This window comes from Streptomyces sp. NPDC093252 (genome assembly GCF_040683675.1).
Lineage (GTDB): Bacteria > Actinomycetota > Actinomycetes > Streptomycetales > Streptomycetaceae > Streptomyces.
Map to the genome: position 1 here is coordinate 86,859 of NZ_JBFBEM010000007.1, position 12,726 is coordinate 99,584.

10 protein-coding genes are annotated in these 12,726 nt (G+C 73.0%); 7 read left to right on the top strand and 3 right to left on the bottom strand.

Annotation, left to right across the window (positions count from 1 at the left end; translation table 11 throughout):
• The first annotated feature begins 191 nt into the window (after positions 1-191).
• The 3 genes from AB0O01_RS16320 (at position 192) to AB0O01_RS16330 (ending at position 2,512) form a co-directional block, all read left to right on the top strand.
• A complete protein-coding gene (locus AB0O01_RS16320) occupies positions 192-1,349 on the top strand; it encodes an XdhC/CoxI family protein (protein WP_365313896.1) in 1,158 nt (385 codons plus the stop codon).
• Between the two features lie 138 nt (positions 1,350-1,487).
• Entirely contained in the window at positions 1,488-1,928 is a 441-nt protein-coding gene (locus AB0O01_RS16325) for a hypothetical protein (RefSeq protein ID WP_365314407.1), read from the top strand.
• Entirely contained in the window at positions 1,925-2,512 is a 588-nt protein-coding gene (locus tag AB0O01_RS16330; protein WP_365313898.1) for a short chain dehydrogenase, read from the top strand. The genes AB0O01_RS16325 and AB0O01_RS16330 overlap by 4 nt, the downstream gene beginning before the upstream one ends.
• A gap of 82 nt (positions 2,513-2,594) precedes the next feature.
• Here AB0O01_RS16330 and AB0O01_RS16335 read toward each other — a convergent pair whose 3' ends face one another.
• Positions 2,595-3,350, bottom strand: a complete 756-nt coding sequence (locus AB0O01_RS16335) for a hypothetical protein (protein WP_365313900.1) — start codon at positions 3,348-3,350, stop codon at positions 2,595-2,597.
• Between the two features lie 149 nt (positions 3,351-3,499).
• Between AB0O01_RS16335 and AB0O01_RS16340 the strand changes: the two genes are divergently transcribed.
• A complete protein-coding gene (locus AB0O01_RS16340; protein WP_365313902.1) occupies positions 3,500-4,927 on the top strand; it encodes an FAD-dependent monooxygenase in 1,428 nt (475 codons plus the stop codon).
• Positions 4,928-5,041: 114 nt separating this feature from the next.
• On the opposite strand, the gene AB0O01_RS16345 is transcribed toward AB0O01_RS16340, so the two are convergent.
• Positions 5,042-6,694: an NlpC/P60 family protein gene (locus AB0O01_RS16345; RefSeq protein ID WP_365313904.1), complete on the bottom strand. Its 1,653-nt coding sequence runs from the start codon at positions 6,692-6,694 to the stop codon at positions 5,042-5,044.
• Between the two features lie 303 nt (positions 6,695-6,997).
• Between AB0O01_RS16345 and AB0O01_RS16350 the strand changes: the two genes are divergently transcribed.
• Complete coding sequence (locus AB0O01_RS16350) at positions 6,998-7,489, top strand: amino acid transporter (RefSeq protein ID WP_365313906.1); 492 nt, start codon at positions 6,998-7,000, stop codon at positions 7,487-7,489.
• Between the two features lie 96 nt (positions 7,490-7,585).
• Here AB0O01_RS16350 and AB0O01_RS16355 read toward each other — a convergent pair whose 3' ends face one another.
• Positions 7,586-8,536: a WYL domain-containing protein gene (locus tag AB0O01_RS16355; protein ID WP_365313908.1), complete on the bottom strand. Its 951-nt coding sequence runs from the start codon at positions 8,534-8,536 to the stop codon at positions 7,586-7,588.
• A gap of 102 nt (positions 8,537-8,638) precedes the next feature.
• Between AB0O01_RS16355 and AB0O01_RS16360 the strand changes: the two genes are divergently transcribed.
• Together AB0O01_RS16360 and acnA are read left to right on the top strand one after the other, a co-directional pair.
• Positions 8,639-9,592 carry an alpha/beta hydrolase gene (locus tag AB0O01_RS16360; protein WP_365313910.1) on the top strand — a complete coding sequence of 318 codons (954 nt, stop codon included), beginning with the start codon at positions 8,639-8,641 and terminating at the stop codon, positions 9,590-9,592.
• A 410-nt stretch (positions 9,593-10,002) separates the two neighbouring features.
• Positions 10,003-12,717, top strand: coding sequence for an aconitate hydratase AcnA (gene acnA / locus AB0O01_RS16365; RefSeq protein ID WP_365313912.1), 2,715 nt, complete (start codon positions 10,003-10,005; stop codon positions 12,715-12,717).
• Positions 12,718-12,726: the final 9 nt, after the last annotated feature.

Here is a 12,726-nt window from a genome sequence, read left to right on the forward strand (position 1 = left end):
AGCCCCGCAGCCCCGCAGCCCCGGTCACCGGCACACCGGCCCCCGGGAACGGGTCCCGCACACCGGCCCGGGGAACCGGCGAACCGACCCCCACGTTCACCTCAGAGCACACACCACCCCACACCCCGGTGCCGCGGGACACCGGGGCCGAACCCGCCGGGCCGCTCCGCGGCCGGTGCACGGAGGCAAGGATGTTCGACATCGCCCGGGAGCTGGACCACTGGGTGGCCGAAGGGCGCGCGTTCGCCGTCGCCACGGTCGTGGCGACGGGCGGCAGCGCCCCCCGGGGCCCCGGCGCCGCCCTCGCCGTGGACAGCGAGGGCACGGCGATCGGCTCGGTCTCCGGCGGCTGCGTGGAGGGCGCGGTCTACGAACTGTGCGAGCGCGCCCTGCGCGACGGCGAGACCCTGCGCGAGAGCTTCGGCTACAGCGACGACGACGCCTTCGCCGTCGGCCTGACCTGCGGTGGCACGGTCGAGGTACTCGTCACCCCGGTCGGGGTGGGATCCCCCGACCGCCCGGTCGTCGCCGCGGCGCTGGCCGCCGCCGCCCGCGGCGAGGGCGCGGCGGTGGTCCGGGTCGCCCGGGGCCCGCGCGAGCAGCTCGGCCGGGCCATGACGGTCCGCCCCGACGGCTCCCACGAGGGCGGGTTCGGACTCTCCCGGGGGCTCGACCGGGTCGCCGCCGCCGAGGCCCGCGCCCTCCTGGAGGTGGGCCGCACGGGCAGTGTGGAGATCTCGGAGAACGGCTCGCACTGCCCCGGCGGACTCACCCTGTTCGTGGAGTCGAGCGTGCCGCCGCCCCGGATGATCGTCTTCGGCGCGATCGACTTCGCGGCGGCGCTGGTCCGGGCCGGGAAGTTCCTCGGCTACCACGTCACGGTCTGCGACGCCCGCCCGGTCTTCGCCACCCGCGCCCGCTTCCCGGACGCCGACGAGATCGTCATCGACTGGCCCCACCGCTATCTCCGGACCACCCCGACCGACGCCCGTACGGTGCTGTGCGTCCTCACCCATGACGCCAAGTTCGATGTACCGCTGCTGGTGGAGGCGTTGCGGCTGCCGGTGGCGTACATAGGCGCGATGGGCTCGCGGCGCACCCACGCCGACCGGGAGACCCGGCTGCGCGAGGCGGGCCTGACCGACGCCGAACTCACCCGGCTGCGCTCCCCGATCGGCCTGGACCTGGGCGCCCGCACCCCCGAGGAGACGGCGCTGTCCATCGCGGCGGAGGTCATCGCCGCCCGCCGGGGCGGCTCCGGCTCACCCCTGACGGGCAGCGGCGCGCCGATCCACCGGGACACGGAGACGGCGACGGCGGGCCGGGCGGAGGAACCGGCGGCGGCGTGAGCGGGGCGGCGGCCTCCGGAAAAGGGACGGGCGTCGTCGCGGGTCACTGTCTAGGATCACGGCATGTCTGCCGACGACGAGCCCGCCCTCACCCGTTCCTCCTTCCGCGACCTCCACCCCCTCTCGACGCCGCACCCCCTGCCCCGGCCGCCCGCCCGGATCTGGTCGGACGCGGACTGGCAGGTCATCCGGCGCGGCTACAGGGCGCGGGACATGGACGAGAAATGGCATGTCTTCAGCGAGGGCGACGAGGTCTTCCTGCACCGCAGTTGGACGGGCCGCGGCATCTATGCGGCCACCTTCGCCGAGGTCGCGCCGGCCGAGGGCGGCGGGCGCCGCATCACCCGCGCCCTGGTCGAACGCGACCCCGCCCGCGCGCGCCCCACGGACGACGACCGTGACCGGCTGATGCTGGAACTGGTGCTCAGCGCCATCGTCCTCGGCGAACCGGCCACTGAACTGCGCGCCGCCCTGGTGGAGTTGACACGCAGCGAGTCCGGCGCGGACAAGACCCCCGCAGGGGCGATCCAGCACAGCCTCCTGGGCCTGCGCACGGCCCCCGGCGAAGGAGCGTCATGAAGATCCTGGTGGTCGGCGCGGGCGGCACGATCGGGACGGCTGTCGTCCGGGCGCTGGAGCAGCGGGCGCACGAGGTGGTGCGGGCCTCGCGCCGCGGCCCCCTCCGGGTGGACCTGGAGGAACCGGCCTCCCTGGACGCCCTGTTCGAGACGGCGACCGGTCTGGACGCGGTGATCTGCTGCGCCGCGAGCGGCCCGCTGGTCGACCTCGTGACCGCGGGCGACGACACGTTCGCGGCGGGCGTGCAGGGCAAGCTGCTGGGGCAGGTCGCGCTGGCCCGGCGGGCGGCGCGGGCCGTCCGGGAGGGCGGCTCCGTCACCCTCACCGGCGGCACCTTCGCCGAACCCCTCCCCGGCGGCTCGCTCGGCGCCCTGGTCAACGGCGGCCTGGAGGGCTTCGTCCGCAACGCCGCCGCCGAACTCCCGCGCGGGGTACGGCTCAATCTCGTCAGCCCGGGATGGATCAGCGAAACCCTGGAGTCCCTGGGCCACGACGGCTCCACCGGCACCCCGGCGGCGGAGGTGGCCCGCGCCTATGTGACGGCGGTGGAGGGGGATGTACGGGGGTGGGTCTGGCGGGGGTGAGGTGGGGTGAGGGCCCCTCCTGGACGTGGAGGATGTCCTCCCGGACGTACAGGATGTCCTCCCGGACAGTCGGGGCCGGCGTTCATCGCGGGGGCGGCAGTTCCTTCAGCGGGGCGACCGCGCGGCCGTCGCGTAGCAGGGGCAGACCCGCCACCAGCCGGTCCAGCATCCCCTCGTAGCGCAGGCCCGCCCCGGCGAGCCGGTCGTCGTCGCCGGGATCGGCTCCGGCGGGGATCAGGATCTCCGGGACCAGCAGCTCCGCCGGCTCCCGCGCCGGGTCCGGCTGATCCACGCTCAGACCGGCCCCGGCGAGGTCGGCGTACCCGGGGACGACCGGACGTCCGCGCAGCCGTCCGCCGATCTCCGGCAGGAACTCGTCCCACAGCACCGCGAGCCCCGCCCGCAGATCACCGCCCGCCGCCAACACCCCGTCCGTCGTCGTGCCGATGACCGTCTCGGCCTCGATGCCGCCCCGGACCAGCAGCCGGGCATCGCCCGCCAGCACCAGGTTCGCCACCCTCAGATCACCGAGCACGATCAGCGCCGGGCTGCCGAAGTCCAGGTTCAGGACATTGCCGTCGATCTCCAGGTCGCCGTCCACGACATAGCCGGTGACCGCGCCGTCGATCCCCTCGTACTCGGGGCGCCCCCCGGCCCTGATCCAGGGGTTCAGATGCCGGTACTGGTGGTCGTCCAGCCACAGCGAGCCGGGCGGGGCCGCGGGCCCCGGGTGCAGGATGTACTCCTCCTCGTACAGGCCGCCGTACAACTCCTCGGGCAGGCCGCGCCGTTCGAACAGCGCCACCGTCTCCGCCCACGTCTGGTAGATCGTCTCCATGGACGGCACAGTAGGCCCCGCCACTGACAACCACCCACCTCCAGCCCCCCGCAGTCCCGTCAATGGCAGCCCTTGCGTCATCCGATCCGCGATCCGTTCCGCACCGGCGTGGGGACCGCGCCGCGTGCCCCGGCAGAAGGCAGTCCGTCATGTCCAGCAGCACGGAACCCACCAGCCGCCCGCCCGCCCGTGCCGTCGTCATCGGCGGCAGCATCGGCGGGATGCTCGCCGCGGCGGCCGTGCGGGAGCACGTCGGCTCCGTCGTCATCGTCGAGGCCCATGAACTGCCCGAGGGGCCGGTGCCGCGCGCCGGGGTGCCGCAGGCCGCGCACATCCACCTCCTCCAGACCGGCGGCATCGACGCCCTGGAGGATCTGCTGCCCGGCACCGTCGATCTGCTGCTGGCCTCGGGAGCGCACCGGATCCCGGTGACCACCGACATGATCGTGTACTCCCCGCAGGGCTGGTACCGGCGCTGGCGGCGCGCCACCCACCAGGTGATCACCGCGGGCCGCGACCTCACCGACTCCGTCGTCCGCGACCGGATCCTCAAGGACCCCCGCGTCGGCGTCCGCCCGCACACCAGGGCCGTCGCCCTGCTCGGCGACGGCGGCCGGGTCACCGGAGTACGGGTGCGCGCCGCCGACGGGACGGAACGCGACCTCGCCGCCGACCTGGTCATCGACGCCTCCGGCCGCGCCACCCGCACCCCCCACTGGCTCAGGACCCTGGGCGTCACCGGACTCGTCCAGGACGACATCACCTCCGGACTCGCCTACGCCAGCCGCTTCTACCGCGCCCCCGTCCCCACCGCCGGCTGGCCCGTCGTCGCCGTGCAGGCCGATCCCCGGCACCCCGGCCCGGCGGGCTCCGGCGGCATCCTGCCCGTCGAGGGCGACCGCTGGCACGTCAGCCTGATGGGCGGCCCCGGCGGCCACCCCACCACCGACCCCGACGCCTTCGAGCCCTTCGCCCGCACCCTGCGCCACCCCGTCATAGCCGACCTGATCCGGTACGCCGAGCCCCTCACCGAGGTCAGCGTCACCCACAGCACCACCAACCGCCGGTACTACTACGAACGCCTCCCCTCCTGGCCGGACGGCCTGGTCGTGCTCGGCGACGCCGTCGCCGCCTTCAACCCGCTGTACGGGCAGGGCATGTCGGCCGCGGCACAGGGCGCCGTCGCGCTCCGGGACGACCTGCGCGCCACCGGCCTGGTGCCCGGCCTCGCCCGCCGCGTCCAGCGTGCCGTCGGTGCCCGCGTCGGCAACGCCTGGGACCTCGCGGTGGGCACCGACATCCACTTCGCCACCACCACCGGCCGCACCCCGAACCTCGCCGACCGGCTGCTGCACCGCTACGTCGGCAGGCTCTCCCACACGGCCACCGGTTCCTTCCACGCGGCGACCGCGCTGACCGACGTCCTGTCGCTCCAGGCGCCGCCCGCCTCCCTGGTGAGCCCGCGCGCCCTGCTCACCGCCCTCGCCGGACCGCACCGCCGCCCGCTGGACGGCCCTCCCTTCAGCCCCGCGGAACGCGGCCTGCTGAGGGAGCTGGGAGAGCCGTCACCTTGGTAGCCGCTCCGGTGGCCCGGCCTGTCCCGGCCGCCCGGCGGCTCGGTGACCCGTGACCCGTGACCCGTTGGCCCTGCGGCCCGGTGACCCTGTGACGACCCGGTGGCCCGGCGTGGCTCAGAGGCGGTGCACCGAGCGCAGGGCGAGCGCGTAGAGGCCGTCGCCGTCCAGCGTCGAGGGGCCGCCGAGGTCGGCCATGGTCGGGCCGTCGGCTGTCTTGCGGCTGGACAGGAACCGGGGCCGTCCCGCGTGGTCGGTGCCCAGATGGATCCCGACGTGGTCGATCTCCCCGGCGTCCGCGCTGTCGGCGTCGAAGAACAGCAGGTCGCCGGGTTGGAGCAGGGCGAGGTCCGGCGGCCCGGCGGCGGACTGGGCGAGGGTGACGCCGGGGGCGTGCAGGGACTGGTCGTGGGAGCGCCGGGGCAGGGCGGTCCGCGCGGGGTCGTCGGCGGCGGCGAGGGGGACCCCGCCGTGGTGGCCGTACACCATCCGGACATAGCCCGAGCAGTCCAGATGGCCGGGCCACAGGGCGCTCGGGGCGGGACGGGTGCCGCCGACCGGGAAGGTCCAGGGCAGGCCCATGTACTCATGGAAGTCGGCGCCCTCGCGCCGGGTGCCGTCGGTCGCCGCCGGTCCGTACCCGGCCTCCCCGAGGACCCGCGCCCCGTCCAGCGCCACCGCCCGCACCTCGGGGGCGCCCGCGACGAACATGAAGGCGTGCGCGAGGACGTCCGGCGCGGTGGACCCGGCCCAGGCCCGCACGGTCTGTTCCAGGGCGGTGGTCCAGGTGCCGTCGAAGGGCGCGGGCAGGACGCGGATCCACTGCCGGTGGGTGACGGCGGGCGGTTCGGTCCAGTGCGCGGAGGAGACGGCGAAGCGGGTGACGCGCAACCGGACGGGAAGGTTGTCGCTCCCGGTGGACGCCACGGTCCGTACCCCCACCCGCCCCGCGCGGAACACGCCGTCGGTCGCCTCGGCGGTCCAGGTGGCGGGTTCGGCGGTTGCCGTGGGCCAGGCCCGGACCTGCATCAGGTCGCCGGTGCGGCGCACCCGGATCGACCAGGGGGTGGTGCCGGGACCGCTAGGCAGTGGCACGGCGGGCGCCAACTGGCTGACGGTGTCGGCCTGTTCGCGCTCCAGGCGGAGTTCGGCGGCGCCGCCGGGGTGGAGGAGGAGGCGGGCCCGGTAGTGGTTCCTGGTGTCCTGGTAGCCGAAGGACACCGCGAACGACAGGGACGCCCCCGAGGGGGCCAGATCGAAGGAGCCGTCGGCGCGGACCTCGACATCGGCGATCGGGTCGTCGCGCAGGGTGGCGTGGCGGCTGAGGTTGGCGCTGCTCAGCACGATGGTCCCGGTGCCGGGCTGGACGGAGTAGTCGGTGGCGGCGCCGTTGACGGTCGACCAGGAGCCGCCCGCGGGCGCGCTGCCCCAGTCGCCGGGTCTCTCCCGGTCGAAGAGATCGGTGAAGGGCTTCTTGTCCTCGGTGAACGTCCGCTCCGCCCCGGTCAGGCGTACGGTCCGCGCCCCCGTGGTCAGCAGCGCGATCTCGGCACCGTCCGCCTGCCGCACGGAGACCCGCCCGGGGGTGCCCGGCAGGGGTACGGCGGTCAGGGCGCCGAGGCTCAGCGCGGCGTACAGGGAGGCGTCGTTGGCGGCGAGGGTGACCCCGGTGCCGGTGCCGGTGCCGGTGCCGGTGCCCGACGCCGAGGCGGCGGTATCGGCGGTGACGGCCCGCGCGGTCAACCGGGGTGCGACGAACGGCAGCGCCACCCCGGCCCCGAGCGAGGCGACGAGCCCGCGCCGCGAGAGCCGGGCGGGAGAGGAGGGAGGGGAGGGAGGAGAGAGAGGGGAGGGCGGCGGGGTGGCAGACGGGGTGGGCTGGGATGACGGGGGACCAGCGTCAGGGCTCGGCATGAAGTCATGGTCACATCAAACCCACGCCACCGGGCCCGCACGCTCCACTCCGTCCCCCCGTCCCCATGCCCGCCTCCCGTCCTCGTCCCCCCGCCCTCGTCTCCCCCTCCCCTCAGTTCCCCGTCCCCGCCCCCGATTCCCTCTACCCTGCCTCGGGTGATGACTTCCGACGACGTCCTGTCCATCCTGTCCCTCGCCCGTGGTGCGGGCGCCGATGTCTGGATCGCCGGTGGCTGGGGGATCGACGCGCTGATCGGCGAGCAGACCCGCGACCACCGCGACCTCGATCTGGCGCACCGCGAGGACCAGGAACCGGCGTTGCTGGCCGCGCTCGCCACCGCCGGTTATGTGGAGACCCTCGACTGGCGCCCGGCCCGTTTCGTCGTCTCGGACCCGCGCGGCCGGGACATCGATCTGCACCCGGTGACGTTCCGCCCGGACGGGTCGGCCGTGCAGCGGTCGCTCGACCCGGCGAGCCCGTATCTCTACCCGGCGGACTGCTTCACCACCGGCACGATCGGCGGCGCCGGTGTCCCCTGCCTCTCCGTGGACCAGCAGATCGCCTTCCACCAGGGCTACCCCCCGACCGACCGCGACCGCGCCGACATGGCCCAGCTCCGCCGGGTCTTCGGGGTGGACGCGGGCTACTGAGCACCGGCGGGGCCCCGCGCCACGAGCCCCCGGCGCCACTCCGCCGCACAAACCACAGGGCAAAGGCACGCCACCCTCCCTCACCCCCCCACCCCCTCACCCGTACCGCTCCACCAGCGCGGCCCCGATCGAGGCCAGATGGCCCCGCACCTCCTCCGGACCGGTCACTTCGAGCCATGCGACCAGCCCGGCCAGCTCACCCGCGACCGTGGACGCGCTGTGCCCGCGGAGCACGACCTCGATACGGCCGTCGCCCGTGGGACCCCCCACCTCCAGCCGGGCGCCGAAGGTCAGCCGGAGGGCGCCGAGCGCCTCGGGCGCGCACACCGCCCGGACCTCCAGGGGCGTTCGTCTGCGGTCGACCTCGTCGGCGATCTCGCGCCAGTACCGGGCGAGGTCGAAGTCCTCGGGCCGGGTCACGGGTTCGCCGGTCGGGTCGGCGGACGACACCCGGTCGATCCGGAACGTCCGCCGCCCGGCCCCGGTATGGGCGACGAGGTACCACGACGGACCCTTGGCGACGATGCCCAGCGGGTGGACGGTCCGCTCGGTCCCGGCACCGGTGCTGTCGACATAGCCGAGCCGCACCTGGACGCCGCGGATCACCGCGTCCTGGAGGGCGTCGAGGAAGCGGGGCGGGGGCCGCTGCTCGACCGGAGCCGACCCCCACCGCTGCGGGTCCAGGACCAGCGACGCCGCCGCGGCCTCGGCCTGCACCCGGAAGGGCTCCGGCAGGGCCTGGACGAGTTTGCGCAGCGCCGCCTTCACGGCCGGGGTCGCCGCCGAGGCCGGTCCGGCGACCAGGAACAGCGCGCGGGCCTCACCCGCGGTCAGCCCGGACAGATCGGTACGGGCCCCGCCCACGAGACGCCAGCCGCCGCCCCGGCCCTGCACGGAGTAGACGGGCACCCCGGCCATGGCCAGGGCGTCGAGGTCGCGGCGGGCGGTGCGCTCGGAGATCTCCAGCTCCCGGGCGACCTCCGCCGCCGTCACCTGCTCGCGCCGCTGGAGCAGAAGGAGAAGGGCCACCAGCCGGTCGGTTCGCACACCGGCAACATTTACACAGAAACCGGTCATGGGGTGACCTGTTTCCTCGACAGGATGGCGTCAGCGGAGATCGAAAGAAGAAATCACCGAGAGGAAAAGCGCATGTCCGATGTCAATCCGGCCGAGTTCCCCGAGCCCACCCTCATTCCCGTCAACGGCGTGGAACTGGAAGTCTTCGAAGCGGGCCCGCGGAATGGCGGCAGGCCCATCGTGCTCTGCCACGGCTGGCCGGAGCACGCCTTCTCCTGGCGGCACCAGATCCCCGTCCTCGCCGCCGCCGGCTTCCATATCATCGTCCCGAACCAGCGGGGCTACGGGAACTCGTCCCGTCCGGCCGAGGTCACCGACTACGACATCGAGCACCTGACCGGTGACCTGGTCGCCCTTCTCGATCACTACGGATACGACGACGCCACCTTCGTCGGTCACGACTGGGGCGCCATGGTCGTCTGGGGGCTGACCCTGCTGCACCCGGACCGGGTGAACAAGGTGATCAATCTGAGTCTGCCGTACCAGGAGCGCGGCGAGCGGCCCTGGATCGAGGTGATGGAGGAGATGCTGGGCGGCGATTTCTATTTCGTCCACTTCAATCGGCAGCCGGGCGTGGCGGACGCCGTGTTCGACGAGAACGCCGCTCAATTCCTGCGCAATCTGTACCGGAAGAACGTGCCGCCCCAGGAGCCCCGGCCGGGAATGGCGTTCATCGATCTCGCCCTGGCCGAGAAGCCGCTCGGTGACCCCGTCATGAGCGATGACGAACTGGCGGTCTTCGTCTCCACCTTCGAGTCGGCCGGGTTCACGGGCGGGGTGAACTGGTACCGGAACCTGGACCGCAACTGGCATCTGCTGGCCGGGGCGGACCCGGTCGTCCGCCAGCCCGCGCTCATGATCTATGGCGACCGGGATGTGATCCCGAGGTCCGGGCGGCTGGCGGAGTTCGTGCCGCGGGTGGAGGTGGTCGGTCTGGACTGCGGTCACTGGATCCAGCAGGAGAAGCCGGAGGAGACCAACCGGGCGATCCTGGAATGGCTGGCCCGCCAGGACGCCGCCGCGTAGCCGCCCGCGCCTGCCGATGAACCGGGTGGTGGCGGACCGTCCGCCGCCGCCCGGCACCACCGGACCGCACCCGGCCCGCCACCGGACCGTCCGCCGCCGCCCGGCACCATCGGACCGCCCCCGGCACCACCGGACCGCACCCGGCACCACCGGACCGCCCTCGGACATCGCCCGACCCGCCCCCGGACGCCCGCGCGCAGCCAGAACCCAGCACCCAGCACATGACCGCCCCGCGTCCATGTACTAGAGTTATCTCGACATCGAGATATCTGCCGAGGCGTGCCGCAGCCGCCCACCCCGGTGAGGAGAGCCGGTAAGGGTTACCTAACTTAGCCTGACCTTAGCGGATTGGCCAAGTCTGCGTGGCGGCAGGATGCGGTGGTACGCGCACATGAATGAAGGAGACTGTCGTGTCGGCGAACAGCTTCGACGCCCGCACCACGCTGAGCGTGGGCGACGAGTCGTACGAGATCTTCCGGCTGGACAAGGTCGAGGGCTCCGCGCGCCTTCCCTACAGCCTGAAGGTGCTGCTGGAGAACCTGCTGCGCACCGAGGACGGCGCGAACATCACCGCCGACCACATCCGCGCCCTCGGCGGCTGGGACTCGCAGGCCCAGCCCAGCCAGGAGATCCAGTTCACGCCCGCCCGCGTGATCATGCAGGACTTCACCGGCGTGCCCTGTGTCGTGGACCTCGCCACCATGCGTGAGGCCGTCAAGGAGCTGGGCGGCGACCCCGCGAAGATCAACCCCCTCGCCCCCGCCGAGCTGGTCATCGACCACTCCGTCATCGCCGACAAGTTCGGCACCAACGACGCCTTCAAGCTGAACGTCGACCTGGAGTACGGCCGCAACAAGGAGCGCTACCAGTTCCTGCGCTGGGGCCAGACCGCGTTCGACGAGTTCAAGGTCGTACCCCCCGGCACCGGCATCGTCCACCAGGTGAACATCGAGCACCTGGCCCGCGTCGTCATGGTCCGCGACGGCAAGGCGTACCCGGACACCCTGGTCGGCACCGACTCGCACACCACCATGGTCAACGGCCTCGGGGTGCTCGGCTGGGGCGTCGGCGGCATCGAGGCCGAGGCCGCGATGCTGGGCCAGCCGGTCTCCATGCTCATCCCGCGCGTCGTCGGCTTCAAGCTCACCGGCGAGCTGCGCCCCGGTACGACGGCCACCGACCTCGTGCTGACCATCACCGAGATGCTCCGCAAGCACGGCGTCGTCGGCAAGTTCGTCGAGTTCTACGGCGAGGGCGTGGCCGCCACCAGCCTCGCCAACCGCGCCACCATCGGCAACATGTCCCCGGAGTTCGGCTCCACCGCCGCCATCTTCCCGATCGACGGCGAGACCCTGAACTACCTGCGCCTCACCGGCCGCTCCGAGCAGCAGGTCGCGCTGGTCGAGGCGTACGCCAAGGCGCAGGGCCTGTGGCTGGACCCGGCCGCCGAGCCGGACTTCTCGGAGAAGCTGGAGCTGGACCTCGCGACCGTCGTCCCGTCCATCGCCGGGCCGAAGCGCCCGCAGGACCGGATCGTCCTCGCGAACGCGGCCGAGCAGTTCAAGAAGGACGTCCTCAACTACGTCGCCACCGCCGACGAGGCCGGCCAGGAGTCCTTCCCCGCCTCCGACGCCCCGGCCGCCACCAACGGCGTCCCCACCAACTCGGTCACCGTCACCGCCCCCGACGGCACGACGTACGAGCTGGACCACGGTGCCGTGACCGTCGCCGCGATCACCTCCTGCACCAACACCTCCAACCCGTATGTGATGGTCGCCGCCGCGCTGGTCGCGAAGAAGGCCGTCGAGAAGGGCCTGACCCGCAAGCCCTGGGTCAAGACCACCCTCGCCCCGGGCTCCAAGGTCGTCACCGACTACTTCGACAAGGCGGGCCTCACCCCCTACCTCGACAAGGTCGGCTTCAACCTCGTCGGCTACGGCTGCACCACCTGCATCGGCAACTCGGGCCCGCTGCCCGACGAGGTCTCCCAGGCGGTCAACGACCACGACCTCGCCGTCACCTCGGTCCTCTCCGGCAACCGCAACTTCGAGGGCCGGATCAACCCCGACGTCAAGATGAACTACCTGGCGTCCCCGCCGCTGGTGGTCGCCTATGCCCTCGCCGGGTCCATGAAGGTCGATGTCACCCGCGACGCCCTCGGCACCGACCAGGACGGCAAGCCGGTCTTCCTGACCGACATCTGGCCCACCGAGGCCGAGGTCAACGACGTCGTCGCGGGCGCCATCGGCGAGGACATGTTCAACAAGTCCTACGCCGATGTCTTCGCCGGTGACGCCCAGTGGCAGGCGCTGCCGATCCCCACCGGCAACACCTTCGAGTGGGACGCCCAGTCCACCTACGTCCGCAAGCCCCCGTACTTCGAGGGCATGCAGATGGACCCGGCCCCGGTCACCGACATCTCCGGCGCCCGCGTCCTCGCCAAGCTCGGCGACTCGGTCACCACCGACCACATCTCGCCCGCCGGTGCCATCAAGGCCGACACCCCGGCCGGGAAGTACCTCACCGAGCACGGCGTCGAGCGCCGCGACTTCAACAGCTACGGCTCGCGCCGCGGCAACCACGAGGTCATGATCCGCGGCACCTTCGCCAACATCCGGCTGCGCAACCAGATCGCGCCGGGCACCGAGGGCGGCTACACCCGCGACTTCACCCAGGCGGACGCCCCGGTCTCCTTCATCTACGACGCCTCCCGCAACTACATCGAGCAGGGCATCCCGCTCGTCGTCCTCGCGGGCAAGGAGTACGGCTCCGGCTCGTCCCGCGACTGGGCCGCCAAGGGCACCGCGCTGCTCGGCGTCAAGGCCGTCATCGCCGAGTCCTACGAGCGCATCCACCGCTCCAACCTGATCGGCATGGGCGTGCTCCCGCTCCAGTTCCCGGAGGGCACCTCCGCCGCCTCCCTCGGCCTGACCGGTGAGGAGACCTTCTCCTTCACGGGCGTCACCGAGCTGAACGACGGCACCACCCCGGCCACCGTCAAGGTCACCACCGACACGGGCACCGAGTTCGACGCGGTCGTCCGCATCGACACCCCCGGCGAGGCCGACTACTACCGCAACGGCGGCATCATGCAGTACGTGCTGCGCAACCTGATCCGCGGCTGACACCCGCGC